The sequence below is a fragment of the Halomonas saccharevitans genome (assembly GCF_900116405.1).
Lineage (GTDB): Bacteria > Pseudomonadota > Gammaproteobacteria > Pseudomonadales > Halomonadaceae > Halomonas > Halomonas saccharevitans.
In genome coordinates, this window is sequence record NZ_FPAQ01000054.1 from 1 (window position 1) to 15,084 (window position 15,084).

General features: G+C 66.8%; 11 protein-coding genes. 4 read left to right on the top strand and 7 right to left on the bottom strand.

Translation table 11 applies throughout. From position 1 onward, the window contains the following. From BM388_RS16330 to BM388_RS16350, 5 genes are all read right to left on the bottom strand, one after another. A partial coding sequence (locus tag BM388_RS16330; protein WP_139233971.1) for a retention module-containing protein occupies nucleotides 1-1,832 on the bottom strand: 1,832 nt, incomplete at its 3' end. Nucleotides 1,833-2,012: 180 nt separating this feature from the next. Then, entirely contained in the window at nucleotides 2,013-2,618 is a 606-nt protein-coding gene (locus BM388_RS16335; RefSeq protein WP_089852110.1) for a response regulator transcription factor, read from the bottom strand. Continuing rightward, on the bottom strand, nucleotides 2,618-4,045 hold the full coding sequence (locus tag BM388_RS16340) for an HlyD family type I secretion periplasmic adaptor subunit (protein ID WP_089852112.1): 1,428 nt from the start codon (nucleotides 4,043-4,045) through the stop codon (nucleotides 2,618-2,620). Before BM388_RS16340 ends, BM388_RS16335 begins: the two co-directional genes overlap by 1 nt. After that, complete coding sequence (locus BM388_RS16345; protein WP_089852114.1) at nucleotides 4,045-6,216, bottom strand: type I secretion system permease/ATPase; 2,172 nt, start codon at nucleotides 6,214-6,216, stop codon at nucleotides 4,045-4,047. Before BM388_RS16345 ends, BM388_RS16340 begins: the two co-directional genes overlap by 1 nt. Nucleotides 6,217-6,311: 95 nt before the next feature. Continuing rightward, a complete protein-coding gene (locus BM388_RS16350; RefSeq protein WP_089852116.1) occupies nucleotides 6,312-8,288 on the bottom strand; it encodes a TolC family outer membrane protein in 1,977 nt (658 codons plus the stop codon). Between the two features lie 393 nt (nucleotides 8,289-8,681). On the opposite strand from BM388_RS16350, the gene BM388_RS16355 reads away from it, so the two are divergent. Beyond that, a complete protein-coding gene (locus tag BM388_RS16355) occupies nucleotides 8,682-8,963 on the top strand; it encodes a hypothetical protein (protein WP_089852118.1) in 282 nt (93 codons plus the stop codon). Nucleotides 8,964-9,112: 149 nt separating this feature from the next. After that, nucleotides 9,113-10,594: a tRNA uracil 4-sulfurtransferase ThiI gene (gene thiI / locus BM388_RS16360; protein ID WP_089852120.1), complete on the top strand. Its 1,482-nt coding sequence runs from the start codon at nucleotides 9,113-9,115 to the stop codon at nucleotides 10,592-10,594. Nucleotides 10,595-10,697: 103 nt separating this feature from the next. On the opposite strand, the gene BM388_RS16365 is transcribed toward thiI, so the two are convergent. Further along, nucleotides 10,698-11,396, bottom strand: coding sequence for a TVP38/TMEM64 family protein (locus tag BM388_RS16365; protein ID WP_089852122.1), 699 nt, complete (start codon nucleotides 11,394-11,396; stop codon nucleotides 10,698-10,700). 290 nt (nucleotides 11,397-11,686) lie between these two features. Here BM388_RS16365 and metG point away from each other — a divergent pair, with 290 nt between their 5' ends. Beyond that, nucleotides 11,687-13,723: a methionine--tRNA ligase gene (gene metG / locus BM388_RS16370; RefSeq protein ID WP_089852141.1), complete on the top strand. Its 2,037-nt coding sequence runs from the start codon at nucleotides 11,687-11,689 to the stop codon at nucleotides 13,721-13,723. A 6-nt stretch (nucleotides 13,724-13,729) separates the two neighbouring features. Further along, nucleotides 13,730-14,512, top strand: a complete 783-nt coding sequence (gene rsxB, locus BM388_RS16375; protein ID WP_089852143.1) for an electron transport complex subunit RsxB — start codon at nucleotides 13,730-13,732, stop codon at nucleotides 14,510-14,512. A 134-nt stretch (nucleotides 14,513-14,646) separates the two neighbouring features. On the opposite strand, the gene BM388_RS16380 is transcribed toward rsxB, so the two are convergent. Continuing rightward, a partial coding sequence (locus BM388_RS16380; protein WP_139233972.1) for an RNA-guided endonuclease TnpB family protein occupies nucleotides 14,647-15,084 on the bottom strand: 438 nt, incomplete at its 5' end.

Genomic DNA, 15,084 nt, shown 5'->3' on the forward strand with positions numbered 1-15,084 from the left:
GTGTAGGTCACGACCCCGTTGCTGAGGGATACCGTGCCGCCGTTAGCGGACGTCGCGCTGACACCGGTGACGGTGGCACCGTCGGCCCCCTGCGTATCGTTGCCGATCAGCGTGCTCGTATTGATCTGCAGCGCGGTGTCTTCGGCCACGGCCGGGGTCAGGGTGTCGTCCTCGGCCGTGGGAGCGTCGTCGACGATCTGGATGTCCAGCGAGGCGCTGGCACTGCTGCCGTCGGTGTCGACGACGCTGACCGCGAAGCTGTCCAGGTAACCCGTGTCGGTCGCGTCCGTGACGCTGTCGTTGTCGACGGTGGCGGTCAGGGTGTAGCTGTAATCCAGCGTGCCGCCGGCGGCATCGCCGCTGAAGCCGGTCAGGGTCAGCGTGCCGAAGGCGCTGGTCAGGGTGACCGGCGTGCTGGCGGACAGTCCCTGCAGGTCGGCCAGGCTCAGGCTCTGGCCGCCCACGCTCAGGCTGCCCAGCTCGTCCAGGGCGGTGAAGCTGAAGCTGCCGCTCTGGGTCAGCGCGGCGGCATCCGGGCTGGAGCCATCCGCCAGGGCGGCTTCGTCAACGCTCTGCTCGGCGCCTTCGGCGCTGAGGCCGGTCAGCGTCACGCCATCGTCCTGACCGGTGATGGTCACCGTCAGGTCGGCTTGACTGGTGTCGCCGTCGGCATCGGTCAGGGTGTAGGCGAAGGTCTCGGTGAGGCTGTCGCCCTCGCCCAGCGCCTGCACGGCGGAATTGCCGTTGTCGAGCTGATAGCTCCAGGTGCCGTCGCCGTTGTCGGTGAAGGTACCGTACTGCACGCCGCTGACGTCGGCAGCGTCAAACGTCACGCCCTCGGGACGGTCGGCGCCCAGGGTGTCATTGATCAGGACGTTGCCGCTGATAATGTCACTCGCATCGTCTTCCCGAAGGCTCGCCATGTCATCCCGGGCCGTCGGAGCATCATCGTTGATGTCGATAGTGAGCGTCGCGGGGGCAGAGACATCGCCATCATCATCGGTCACGCGTACCCCGAACAGATCCTGTAACTGATCGGCCTCACCGCTCTCGCCGGATACAGGATGATCAGCACTCTGGGTCAGGGTGTAGGACCAGCTGCCATCGGTGTTCACGCTCAGCGTGCCATACTCACCGCTTACCTCGGTGCCGTCGGCCGTGACAGCAATCCAGGTGCCATTTACGTTCTGCACCTCGATGAGAGCCAGAAGATCATCGCCAGTATCGATCTGAAACGCCCCGGACGTGTTCAGCGTGCCGCCACCGCTGCCCTCGGAGAGGGCAGCTTCCCACACGACATCACCGTTACCATTAAGATCGACCGTCGCGACAGTCGGTATAGAGTCCGGCGCTTCATCGAGCGCTTGATCCTGAGTCTCGAAGGTTGCGCCCAGAGAGTTTAAGCCGTATTCGAAGGCGAGCGGATCGAGGTTCTCGCTGATGCGCGCCAGACGCACGAAGTCATGACCACCGCCCGGGCCACCGGCGCCCCCGGCGCCTGCTGCGGTGGCATCGAGTCCCTCGAGCAGGTCGCCCTCGCCCTCCTCGAGGGCCGTCAGCAGCGCTTCCAGATCGTCATCCTGGACGCTGGCCTCCTCCGCGGTCACCGGCTGCTCGGCGTCGAGATCGGCCGAGATGGCGATCTCCTGCCCTCCGCCAATCACGGTGGGGTCAAGGCCGTCGGCGAAATCGAGCACCACCCGGCCATTATCGGAGGTGACGAGAATCTCACCCTCCTGCAGGGTATCGCCCACCCGCAGCTCGCGGAGATCGCCCGAGGCATCGCGCGCCCAGGCCTGGCCAGTAATGGAGATGATGGTAGCGATGGTCATGAGTCGACTCCCTGCGTACGAATCGCGTGCGAGGCCGCCCAAGGAAGAACGGCTGATACCCAGACACTAGAGCAGCCGTGAAGGCCACACTATTGTACCGATGGCCATGGTTCGGCCTGCTGACAGTCGGCATGACTCGAGGCGGCCGAATCAGACCTCAACCGTAAGGGAAGGTAAACGTCAGGCGGTTTCCCGCTGACCGAGCTTCAGGATCAACTGCAGCCGGTCGCGCACGCCAAGCTTGCGGAAGATGGCACCGAGGTGGGCCTTGACCGAGCGCTCGGTGATCTCGAGCCGGCGTGCGACCTCCTTGTTGCTCTGGCCTTCCGCGACAGCCAGCGCCACGGCCCGCTCGCGCTCGGTCAACTCCGACAGGACTTCGTCCTGCTGTCGCGACTCGCCACCGAGGGCCCGGTAGGCGCTGCCCATGACCTGAGCCAGCAGTTCGGGTGGCACCCAGATTCCCCGGTGACTCGTCACCAGCGCCATCTGGCGCAGAAGTTCGGGAGGTGACAGGGCATGGGCATAGCCGCGGGCGCCGGCGTCGAGTGCCCGCAGGGCCTCCAGCGGGTCGGGCGCATAGCTCAGCACCTTGACGATGGCCCCCCGACCACTTAGCAGGGTGACAAGGGTTGGCCAGGCCTCGATATGGCTCACCACCCATACGCTGTCGCCTTCCCCTGCCTGAGCACGGGCCTGCTGGCGACTGACGAGGCGCGCCTCACTGAAAGCGGCTTGCCAACGCGGGATATCGTCACGCCCGTGACAGACGAAGAGCTGTGTCATCAACGTTCTCCCATGGAGTTCTCCCAGGCCCGCAGCACGGGCTTGAGCAGGTACTGCATCACGGTGCGCTTGCCGGTCAGGATGTCCACCTGGGCCGTCATGCCCGGAATCACCTCCAGTTCCCGGTGCCGCTGGGCATCCTCTCGCGTGCGCACCCGCACCAGGTAGAAGGTATTGCCCTCGTCGTCGGTGATGGTGTCGGCGCTGATGTGATCGAGCTCGGCCTCGAGGCCGCCGTAGATGGCGAAGTCGTAGGCGGTCAGCTTGATGGTCGCCGGCTGGCCGGGCCGCAGGAAGGCGATGTCCTGGGGGGCGATGCGCGCCTCCACCAGCAGGGCATCGTCGGTGGGTACGATGTCGACCACCTCCTGGCCGGGCTGTACCACCCCGCCGAGAGTATTGATCCCCAGGCGCTGCACCACGCCGTCGACCGGCGAGCGGATCTCCGACAGGCGCACCCGATCCTCGAGCCCGGCGCTCGACTCATCGAGCGCGGCCAGCTCGCCCAGGGTCCGCGAGAGCTCGGTTCGCCACTCGTTACGGGCGTTCAGCTCCACTTCACGAAGCTGGGCCTGGGCCTCATCGATCGCCGACTGCAGGCGCTCTACCTGAGCGGCCGCCTGGGTGCGCTCGCCGCTGGCCCTCGAAACATCACGCCGCAGTCGCAGCACCTCGACCTCGGAGACGGCGCCGGACTGCAGCAGAGGCCGCGTGAGATTGAGTTCCTGACTGGCCATGCCGAGCTCCCGTGCCGCGGTATCCCGCCGCGACTGGGCCTCCTCGAGTTCGGCGCGGCGCTGGGCGAGCCGCTCCTCGAGGATGCTCTGCTCCTCGGAGAGCTTGTCGAGGCCGCTCTCATACAGCGCACGCTCCTGGGCCACGATCGCCGGGGCCTGCTCGAAGAGCGCGTCCGCGGGCGTGAATGACGACCCGGTGGCCAGCGCCCTCAGGCGCTCGGCGCGCGCCTGCAGCGACTGAGCCGTGGCGCGATTCTCGCGGAACGTCGACAGAAACCGTGTGGGGTCGATGCGCATCAGCAGTTCGCCGGCCTCGACGCGCTCGCCCTCGCGCACCAGGATCTCCTGCACCACCCCACCGTCGAAGGACTGCACCCGCTGCAGCTGGCTGGAGGGGATAACCCGCCCGGTACCGCGGGTCACCTCGTCGATAGGCGCCAGCCAGGCCCAGACCAGCAGCGCCGCCACGGCCAGTACCACCACGTAGAGAAAGGCCCGGGCTCGGATCGGGTCTTGCTGCAGCCGCGCCCAGTCGGCGTCGCTTGCCCAGTCGCGATTCAGGTGCGCCGCGCTGACGCGGCGAGCGAAGAGTCGATCGATGAAGGGGCGAAACGGTCGCCCGCCCGTCTCGGAGAAACGGCCGATGGCCTCGAAGCCCTGCTGCTCGGCGCTCTTGCGAGACTCGGTCATCAGCTGGCCCTCCCGATCTGTCCCTTGCGCAGGGCCTCCACCACCTTGTCCCGCGGCCCGTCGGCCACCACCTTGCCGCCATCGATGACCAGGATGCGATCGACCAGCGACAGCAGCGAGGTGCGGTGGGTGACGATCACCAGGGTCTTGCCCTGGCCGTAGGACTTGAGGCTGGCCTTGAAGGCCTCCTCGCTGGCGTGATCCATGGCGCTGGTCGGCTCGTCGAGCAGCAGGATGCGCGGATCGTGGACCATCGCTCGAGCGATGGCCACGGCTTGGCGCTGGCCACCGGAGAGCATCTGGCCGCGTTCGCCCACCGGCAGGTCGACGCCTTGGGGGTGGCCGTTGACCAGGCCGTCGAGGCCGCTCAACTTGATCGCCCGCAGCAGTGCCTCGTCATCCACGCCGTCGCTGCCGCCGCCGGCGAGGATGTTGTCGCGCAGCGAGCCGTAAAACAGGCTGACGTCCTGGGACACGTAGCCGATGTGGCGGCGCAGCTGCAGCGGATCGAACTGTCGGATGTCCACGTCATCGATCATGACCGCGCCCGCCGTGGGCTGGTAGAGCCCCAGCAGCAGCTTGTTGAGCGTGGTCTTGCCACAGCCCACGCGCCCCAGCAGCGCCACCCGCTCACCCGGCTCAATGGTCAATGAGACGTCGCGCAGGGCATCGCGCTCCGCCTCGGGATAGCGCAGCGAGACCTTGTCGAAACGGATCTCGCCGCGCACCACCGGGCGATCGATGAAGGCCTTGCCCTCGGGTCGCTCCACCGGGCGCTCCATCACCTCATCGAGGGACTGCAGCGCAGTGGAAGCCTGGTGATACTGCGCCAGCAGCGCCGCCGCCTGGCTGATCGGGGCCATGGCGCGAGACGACAGCAGGTAGGCTGCAATCAGCCCGCCCTGGGTCAGATTACCTTCGATGATCTGGAAGACCCCGATGAGGATTACGCATACCGCCACGCTGTGCTGGGCCCAGAGTGCCACGCTCGACACCGAGGAGCTGACCAGGCGCAGCTGAGCGGAGGTGCGCGACAGGAAGGCCGAGGCCTTCTCCCAGCTGCCCTGGATACGGCTCTCGGCGCGCAACGACTTGACCGTTTCCAGGCTGGAGACCGATTCCACCAGGGTAGCGTTGCGCTGGGCCCCCACCCGCCAGGTGGTCTCGGAGAGTTCATGAAGCTTGCCCTGGGCGGCCATGGCATAGAGCAGCACGAAGACGATGCCGACCAGCAGCGGAATCACCAGCGGCGGACCGATCAGCGCGATGATACCCACGAACATCAGCACGAAGGGCAGATCGACCAGCGACACCACCGTAGCCGAGCCGATGAAGGCCCGCACCGACTCGAAGGACTGCAGGGTGGCCGCGAAGGACCCCGTGGAGGCCGGCCGCGCCTCCATGCGCAACCCCAGCACCCGGGCCATGATCGACGACGACAGCTTGACGTCGGCGCGACTGGCCGCCAGATCGACGAAGGCGTTGCGCATCAGTCGCAGGGCCAGGTCGAAGCAGAGCACGATGAAGATCCCCGCCGCCAGCACCCAGAGCGTCTCGGTGGCGTGGTTCGGCACCACCCGGTCGTAGACGTTGAGCACGAACAGCGGCATAGCCACCGCAAAGAGGTTGATGACCACCGAACCCGCGATGACGTCGCGATAGAGCTTGCGATTCTCGCGGATCACGCCCCAAAACCAGTGACGCGAACGCTGGCGGTTGACCTCGGGCCCACGGGCGTCGAACCGAAAGCGCGGGCGCACATAGATCGCCTGGCCGCTGAAGCTCTGCTGCAGGCCGTCCAGGCTCACCTCGGTCTCGGCATCGCCCAGCTCGGGGAAGATCACCCGCGCACGCCGCGCCTTCAGGTCCAGGGCCACCAGCACGCAGGCGCGCCCCGGCTCGAGCAGCAGCACGGCGGGAAACAGGGCGGGGTTGAGCTGTACCAGGCGGCTCTCGGTGATCCGTGCGGTGAGCCCAGCGCGAGACGCGGCGCGAGCGAAGACGCCGGGCGTCAGGCGCCCCTCTTCGAGGGGCAGGCCGGCGATCAGCGACTCGGCCGTGGCCGCACGATCATGCACTTGAGCAATAGTCTGGAGGCACTCGAGCAGTTCATCACGCACCGCCGATCGAGAGGGCCCCGGGCCCGGATCCAGCTCTTCTTTCTGTGACACAGCCACCTCATACGTCAAATCGCCCCACCGCGTTCACGGTGGAGCGGGGCATTACAGCATGCCTTATCCTGCTCGCGCTCCGCCCGGTCGTCCGGTCAACCGCGAACCGCATAGCTACCGGCGAGGCCCTGAGCGTCGCGCCAAGCGGCGGCAAGCTCACCACTTGGTGTCGGTGAACCGGCCTTGAGATCACTATCGAGGCCGCTGAGATCCAGGTTCTCGCCGACACGCTCCAGGGTGACCTCGACGCGACGGTTCTGGCGACGTCCGTCCACCGTGGCGTTGCTAGCCACCGGCTGGCGGGAGCCATAGCCGCGGGTCTCGATCAACCCTCGCTCGACCCCTTGGCTGGCCAGATAGCGCGCCACGCTGTCGGCACGTGCCCGGGAGAGCGGGTCGTTGATGGCATCAGAGCCGGTGATGTCGGCATGGCCGGCGATGAACACCCGGGCCAAATTGTTCATGCCGCGAATCTCGGCGGCCAGCGCATCGAGCTCGGCGCGGGCATCGCCGCTCAGCTCGGCGCTGTTGATCTCGAACAGGGCATCGGCGGAGAGGGTCACGTCCGGTGCCCGAGCCGGCGCCTCGATGCCGCCGGTGAAGTCGGCCAGGGTGAAGCCCTGGGGGCCCTGGGCGGGACAGATCACGTCGGGATTGATCGCCACCCCGTCGCTGCCGAGCTCTGCCAGCGTTGGCATGTCGTCGCGACGTACCTCAAGCGTCTGCATCAGCTGGCCCATGGCGGCCAGGGTGCGTGCATCGGCCAGCGCCACGTCATATTGGGCATTGGCATAGGCGCGACTCGCCTCGAAGTACTCGTTCTCGCTGTCGAGGACGTCGAGCAGGGTGCGCTGGCCGATATCGAACTGCTGCTGATAGGCCCCGCGGACCCGGTCGATCGACTGGCGATGCTCGTTGAGGTAGCGCAGCTGCTCGCGCAGTCGCTGGGTATCGTTGTAGGCGATCTGGGTGGTCTGGCGGACGTCGACGCAGGCCTTCTCTCGCAGGTTGACGGCCTGCTCGACCCGCTCACTGGCGGCCAGGAAGGAGGCACGGTCGCTGCCGCCGCGATAGAGGTTCATGCTGGCCACCAGCTCAATGCTGTGGCGATCACGATGCTCGCCGTCGGCAACCCCGTCGTAGCTGCCGTCGTTGTTCTCATAGGTGCCGGTACGGCCGCGCAGATCGAGGCGCGGCTGGAAGGCCGAGCGGGTCCCACGCTGCTCGGCGCGGGAGGCCTCGATGTTCTCGATGGCCGCGTGGAACTCGGGATTGCCCTGAAAGGCCAGGTCGACGGCCCGGCCGACATCCGCCGGCAGGCGCTCGTCCATCTCCGGCACCGGCGCCAGGTTCTCGGCCGGCAGGCCGCCGACGATGCGCTGGAAGCGCGCCGTCACGTCGTGCAGGTTGGAAGCCTCGGTCAGCAGGTTGGACTCGGCCAGCGCCAGACGACCACTGATCTGCTCCAGGTCGACGCGTCGCCCCGCCCCCGACATCGCCCGCTCCTCGATCTGGTTGTAGACCCGCAGGTGCTCGCGGTAGTTGTCCTGAGCCAGACGCACCAGTTCACGGCGGCGCTGCACGTCCAGGTAAGCGCGGGTCGCTTCCAGCGCCACCTCCTCGCTCGCCCCCAGCAGCTCGTAGTAGCGCACCAGCTCGGCACGATCGAGGCGCTCGACCTCGCTGGCCGTGGCCAGGCCGTCCCAGAGCATCTGGGTGATGGTCAGCTCGGCGTAGCTGGTATCGTAGCTGCCACGCTCATCGAGCTGGCGGTCCTCCAGGCCGATACCCGCCGCCACATCGACGCTCGGCAGGTAGTTGCCTCGCGCAACGCCGATATCGTTACCCGCGGCCTGGAAGCCGTTGAAGGCCGCCATGACTTCAGGGTTGGTCGAGATCGCCTGCTGCACGACCCGGCGAAGGTCGGTGCTCCCCGGAACCGCCAGGCCCTGGGGCAGCGACTGGGCGACCGCCGCGGCGATCGGCGCAAGCGACAGGGACGCGCCCACGACGACGGAACCGACGAGACGGCGGGCGTGGACGAGTGGCACAGCATCGGCGATGAATTTCATGGGCATTCCCTTTAGAGGAGCGGTGGCATGTGCGAAAGCGAACCAACATGCCGGGCGATGAGGTAGTGGTGTTGTCGTGACGGCTTTTACCCATCTTCAGCAAGCCGACTGACGCCTTTTGCCACTCGCGGATTACGGCCATCGCACAACGTTAGTGCCGGGCAGGAAAGTCGAGCAAGCAACGGCGTTAAACGCTTCATGCCTTTGCATGATGTGTCGGTTTGTAATCAATAGTAACTTAGCAGCGGCATTTGTCCACCTTCCGCCTGAGCGACACGAAGACATGCCGTACCCAGGCGGCACGAGTGAAGGCGGCCTAGCGTCACGCACGGCGGCAAACGTGGTATCGTCTGACCGTCACCGAAACGGCGTGGTTACACCAAGGAGAACGTCATGGCCTCATCGGAAATCCAGAAGACCCGCGTGATCAACGAGCTGCGGGGCTTCATCAAGAAACTTCTGCAGGATCCGAAGATTCTCGAGCAGTCACTGGACATTACCCGGCGCCAGCTCACCGAAGCGGGCGACGGCGATGTGATGGCGCGGATCGCCAACGAGATCTCCGAAACCACCAGCGTGCACATCCCCGAGGATCCCACCGAGCACTCTGAGGCCGACCGGCTATTCCTGGAGCTGCTCAAGGAAGTCGCCAGGGAGGAGCAGGCGCTCTACTGAGCCCTGTCGCCCGACGGTGTCTGCGTGATCGCGCCCGGCCTTATGCCGGGCGCGGCAGTAAGGTACCTTCCCCAGGCGAGGCTGCGCCGTGCGAGCGGTACACGACGTTGGTAGAATGCCGGCCACATCGTCACTGCTGCTCCCCTCGAATGACCTATCTGCTCAAGCTCCACCCCGAAATCACCATCAAGTCCCGCTCCGTGCGTCAACACATGACCCGCTGCCTGGCCAGCAACGTGCGCAATACCCTGCGCCTGCTGGAACCCGGCGTGCGCGTGAAGGCCAGCTGGGACGCTCTGCGCGTACGCTTCCCACAGTCCCTGCCCCCCGAGCGTAAACACGAGCTGGAAGAGAGCCTGACGCGCATCCCCGGCATCAATGAGGTGCTGGCGACTCAGGAGGTCTCCTGCGTCTCGCTCGATGAGGCCGCCGAGTGGATCGTGCCCCACTGGACGCCGGCGATCGCCGGTCGCCGGTTTCGCGTCCGCGCCAAGCGACGCGGCGAGCATGCTTTCTCATCGGTGGATCTGGAACGCCACCTCGGCAGCGCCCTGCTGGCGGCCGAACCCTCGGCGCGGGTCGATCTGAAGCATCCTGAGGTGGTGGTATCGGTGGAGCTGACCGGGGAGCGACTGCAGCTGATCCGCTCGCGCCGCCCCGGCCTCGGCGGCTACCCGCTGGGCGTGCAGGGCGAGGCCCTGGCGCTGGTCTCGGGCGGCTTCGATTCGCCGGTCGCCGCCTGGCGCATGCTGCGCCGCGGCATCAAGACGCACTATCTGTTCTTCAACCTGGGCGGGCCGGCCCATGAGGCGGGCGTCAAGGAGGTGACCCATCACCTCTGGCAACGCTACAGCGCCTCGCACAACGTCGACTTCACCTCGGTGCCCTTCGAGGGCGTGGTCGCCGAGATCCTGCGCAGCATTCCCGACGGCCTGATGGGGGTGATCCTCAAGCGCATGATGGTCCGCGTGGCCAGCCGCATCGCGGCCCGTGCGAACATCCCGATGCTGGTCACCGGTGACGCCATCGCCCAGGTCTCGAGCCAGACGCTCACCAACCTGGCGCTGATCGATGCCGCCAGCGAGCGGCCGATCCTGCGACCGCTGGTCACCGAGGACAAGCAGGAAATCATCGACACCGCCCGGCGCATCGATACCGCCCGCTTCGCCGAGCAGATGCCGGAGTACTGCGGCGTCATATCGCGACGCCCCCACACCCGTGCCCCCGCCGACAAGGTGATGGCCGCCGAGGCCGCCTTCGACTTCTCGGTGCTGGAGGCCGCCGTCGACGCCGCCACCGTGACCCGAGCCAATCGGCTGGGGGATAAGCCGTGCGAGCCCGGCGAGGTGACCGTCGTCGATGGCCCGGCGCGGCTCGCCGAGATGCCGGCGGTCAGCGTGATCGACATCCGAAGGCCCGACGAGTGCGAGGAAACACCGCTCAAACTTGCCGACGTGCCCTGCCTGGAGATCCCCTTCTACGAACTACAGGACCAGGCGCAGCACCTGCCCGCCGACCGCGAGTACCTGCTCTACTGTGACCAGGGGGTGATGAGTCGCATGCAGGCCCTGCACCTGGCCGACCGGGGGCTCGATCACTTCGGGGTCTATCGCCTCGCGGCGACGGGATGAGCCGCGACGGCCGGCCGCGTCGCCGCGGTGGAAGATGGCTTTCAGGGATGCCTAGCAGGAAGCATTCACCGGGATGGCTCGAGGGGATGGCTAGAAGAGATGGCTAGTGGGGATGCCTGAGATGATCGACGAAGGCGCGCCAGCTCGCCGGCAGCGGTACCCAGCCGGCATCGACCATCTTCGGCAGCGCGACCAGCAGGCAGACGATCGCCAGCCCCACCGCCATCGCCCAGCCGCTGTCGATGGCGATCCCCTTCCCGGCCAGCACGTAGATCAAAGTCATCGGCGACATGCCGAGTGCCGTCGCCACCAGAAAGCGGCTCGTGGAGAGCGCCGTGAGCCCTGATGCATAGCTGATCAGCGCGAAGGAGACGACGGGAATCAGCCGGGCCACCAGCACCATGCTGAAAAGAATGTGCTGCGGGCACTCGGGAAACAGGGCGACATGCCCATGCAGGAGCCGTTCGATGACCGGCCGACCCACCAGCCGGGCGATCCAGAAGCTCAGGCCGGCGCCCGTCAGGGCCCCGGTCATGCTAAGCACAAAGGCCAGCAGGGGATCATAAATCATGCCCGCCGCCACGCTGACCACCATGGTGGGAATGGGACCCACCACCACCGTGAGCGCCATCACGCCCGCCAGCATCAACGGCCCCCAGTGCCCCAGCCTCAAGCCCAAGCGCTCCAGGCGCACGGGATCGATCCACCCCGCCTGATAGACCCAGAGCCCCAATGCCATCAGCCCCGCCAGCATAACCAGTGCCAGCAGCGCCTGCTTCCCATGCCGCGGCTCGATTCGCATACTGCCATCCCTTGCCCGTGGGTCAGACAACGTGTGACGGGCGACCGCGCGCCAGCAGCAGAAGAGGGCACGGGCCTTCTCCTTCAGTCTAGCTCGATCAACCCGCCAGCCCGGCGCCGACAGGAGACGATCATTGCCCCTCAATGGCCGACCGCCAGGCGGGTGCAGTGGGGGACGAAGATGCTACAATCCCAGCCCTGATTTCACGGATATTTCGCATGGCGGCCTCGACTTCGCCCAGGCGTCGAGTCGGCCGCCATGTACCACGCTACGGGAACCTCTGAGCCATCATGTCGAATACCGCTCCGCGCAAGATCCTGGTCACCAGCGCCCTGCCCTATGCCAACGGCGACATCCACCTGGGCCACCTGCTGGAGTACATCCAGACCGACATCTGGGTGCGCTTCCAGAAGAGTCGCGGCCACGAGTGCCACTACGTCTGCGCCGACGACGCCCACGGCACCGCGATCATGCTGCGCGCGGAGCAGGAAGGCATCACCTCGGAGGCGCTGATCGAGCGGGTCTCGCGCGCCCATCAGACCGATTTCTCCCGCTTCGGGGTGGCCTTCGACAACTACCACTCGACGCACTCCGTGGAGAACCGCCACTTCAGCGAGCTGATCTACACCCGGCTGCGCGACAAGGGCCACATCGCCACCCGCGATATCGAGCAGATGTACGACCCCGCCAAGGGGCTCTTCCTGGCCGACCGCTTCATCAAGGGCACCTGCCCGAAGTGCAGGACCGAGGATCAGTACGGTGACAACTGCGAGGCGTGCGGGGCCACCTACACCCCGGCGGAGCTGATCGACCCGGTCTCGGCGATCTCCGGCGCCACCCCCGAGGTGAGGAGTTCCACTCACTACTTCTTCAAGCTGCCGGAGTTCGCCGACTTCCTGAAGGCCTGGATCGACGATGATCATGTCCAGCCGCAGATCCGCAACAAGCTGATGGAGTGGTTCGAGTCGGGCTTCAACGAGTGGGACATCTCTCGCGATGCTCCCTACTTCGGCTTCGAGATCCCCGATGCGCCGGGCAAGTACTTCTACGTCTGGCTCGACGCGCCGATCGGCTACCTGGCGAGCTTCAAGAACCTCTGCGAACGCGAGGGGCTGGACTTCGATGCGTACTGGTCGCCCGGCTCCGACGCCGAGATCTACCACTTCATCGGCAAGGATATCGTCTACTTCCACGCGTTGTTCTGGCCGGCCATGCTGCACGGCGCCGACTTCCGCACCCCCACGGCGGTGAACTGCCACGGCTTCGTGACGGTGAACGGCGCCAAGATGTCCAAGTCCCGGGGCACCTTCATCAAGGCGGCGACCTACGCCGACCACCTGAACCCCGAGTACCTGCGCTACTACTTCGCCGCCAAGCTCACCTCGCGGGTCGACGACCTGGACCTCAACCTCGAGGACTTCGCCGCGCGGGTCAACAGCGACCTGGTCGGCAAGGTGGTCAACATCGCCAGCCGCTGCGCCGGCTTCGTCAAGAAGCTCGGCGGCGGCCAACTCGCCGCCCACTGCAGCGAGCCCGACATGGTCGCGCGCTTCATCGCCGCCGGTGACGAGATCGCCGATGAGTTCGAGGCGCGTGAATTCGGCCGCGCCATGCGCCGCATCATGGAGCTGGCCGACGAGGCCAACACCTACATCGCCGAGGCCGAGCCCTGGGTGCTGGCCAAGCAGGAGGGCCGCGAGCAGGAAGTGCTCGACATCTGCTCGGTGGGCATCAACCTGTTCCGCCAGCTGATGGTCTACCTGGCCCCGGTGGTGCCGGTGATGGCCGACCAGGCCCGCGACTTCCTCAAGCTTGAGAGCCTCGACTGGCACAGCCGCCACGCCCTGCTGGTGGATCACGAGATCGCCAAGTTCAAGCCGCTGATGACCCGCGTGGAGCGGGACAAGATCGATGCCATGATGGAAGCATCGAAGGAGGATCTGGTGGAAGAACAGAAACTGAAAGAGGCCGCCAAGGGGCCCCTGGCCGAGACGCCGATCGCCGACGAGATCACCTTCGACGACTTCGCCAAGGTCGACCTGCGCATCGCCCGCATCGCCAAGGCCGAGTACGTCGAGAAGGCCGACAAGCTGCTCAAGCTGACCCTGGACCTGGGCGGCGAGAGCCGCACCGTGTTCGCCGGCATCCGCGCCGCCTATGCCCCGGAGGCCCTGGAGGGACGCCTGACCGTGATGGTGGCCAACCTGGCGCCGCGCAAGATGCGCTTCGGCGTCTCCGAGGGCATGGTGCTCGCCGCCGGCAACGACGATGGCATCACCCTGCTCAGCCCCGACGCCGGCGCCGAGCCGGGCCAGCGGGTCAGCTGAGCGACCGTGGCGACGCCAACCGCTGACGCCTCTCGCGCCGAGCTGATCGAGTCGGTCGACGCCCTGCTGCCCCAGACCCAGTGCGGCAAGTGCGGCCAGCCGGGCTGTCGCCCCTACGCCGAGGCGATCGTCGACGGCGAGGCGATCAACCACTGCCCGCCCGGCGGGGAGGCGACGGTGGCCCGGCTGGCCGAGCTGACCGGACGCGAGCCTGTGCCGCTCGCCGAGCCGGCCCAATCGCCCCTGGTAGCCTGGATCCGCGAGGACGAGTGCATCGGCTGCACCAAGTGCATCCAGGCCTGCCCGGTGGATGCCATCCTCGGCGCCGCGAAGCGGATGCATACGGTCATCGCCGACGAGTGCACCGGCTGCGAGCTCTGCGTGGCGCCCTGTCCCGTGGACTGCATCGACCTGCTGCCCCATCCCGCCTGGGAGGCCGCCGAGAGCGATGCGGCGCGCGACGCCTACCTGGCGCGCCGCGCCGCGCTGGGTCGGCGTCGTCATCGGGCCCGCGAGCAGCGCCTGGCCAGGCAGGCCCGCGAGAAGCGCCTGGAGCGCCAGAAGCGGCTGATCCAGCAGCGCCAGCGCTCGGCGGACACGGCGGCGGCCGGCCCCACGCCGCAGCGCCAGCGGCAGATGGCCGTCAAGGCGGCGGAGCAGGCGCTGCGCCGAGCCCGCCAGCAGCTGGCCCACGCCGAACGCCAGGGCGACGCGACCACCCGGGAGGCGGCGCAACAGCAGGTCGACGCCGCCCAGCGGCTGCTCGACGATGCCCGCAGGGCGCTTTAGCAACCCGACGCGGCAGAATGACACCCGACACCTTCCCGCACCATCGCGTGGGGCTTATCCGGCAACTGCCGCCCCCCGCTCTTGCCAGGGACTGCCTTGACTACTCCTCTCCCTTAAGAAAGAGGATTCCCAATTCACCGAGAACCGGACTCGGAGACGAGCTCCATGCCACTTACATTCTCTCCAAGGGCTAACACCGCCAGCCCGGCGGCTTTAATGTTGACCGCAGCGTTCACGTCACGGTCGTGCTCTGCGGCGCACTCGGGGCATGTCCAGGCGCGAATCTGCAACGGCATCTCGGGCATCACGTACCCGCAGGCGGAGCATCGCTTGCTCGACGGATACCACGGGTCAATGGCCGATACCTGTCGATCCGCCCAGGTCGCCTTGTATTCCACCTGGCGCACAAATTCGCCCCACCCTGCATCGCTGATCGACTTAGCCAGCGAGCGGTTGCGCAGCATGTTCTTCACCTTGAGGGATTCGACGCAGATCACTTGGTTCTCGTTGACGATACTGCGGGACAGCTTGTGCAAGCGGTCCATCCGGCAATCGGAGATTTTGGCGTGAAG

Excerpts from the sequence above, each read along its gene's own strand:
- metG (WP_089852141.1), top strand. The coding sequence starts at position 11,687 with ATGTCGAATACCGCTCCGCGCAAGATCCTGGTCACCAGCGCCCTGCCC.
- BM388_RS16350 (WP_089852116.1), bottom strand. The coding sequence starts at position 8,288 with ATGAAATTCATCGCCGATGCTGTGCCACTCGTCCACGCCCGCCGTCTC.
- BM388_RS16335 (WP_089852110.1), bottom strand. The coding sequence starts at position 2,618 with ATGACACAGCTCTTCGTCTGTCACGGGCGTGACGATATCCCGCGTTGG.
- BM388_RS16340 (WP_089852112.1), bottom strand. The coding sequence starts at position 4,045 with ATGACCGAGTCTCGCAAGAGCGCCGAGCAGCAGGGCTTCGAGGCCATC.
- BM388_RS16355 (WP_089852118.1), top strand. The coding sequence starts at position 8,682 with ATGGCCTCATCGGAAATCCAGAAGACCCGCGTGATCAACGAGCTGCGG.
- BM388_RS16365 (WP_089852122.1), bottom strand. The coding sequence starts at position 11,396 with ATGCGAATCGAGCCGCGGCATGGGAAGCAGGCGCTGCTGGCACTGGTT.
- thiI (WP_089852120.1), top strand. The coding sequence starts at position 9,113 with ATGACCTATCTGCTCAAGCTCCACCCCGAAATCACCATCAAGTCCCGC.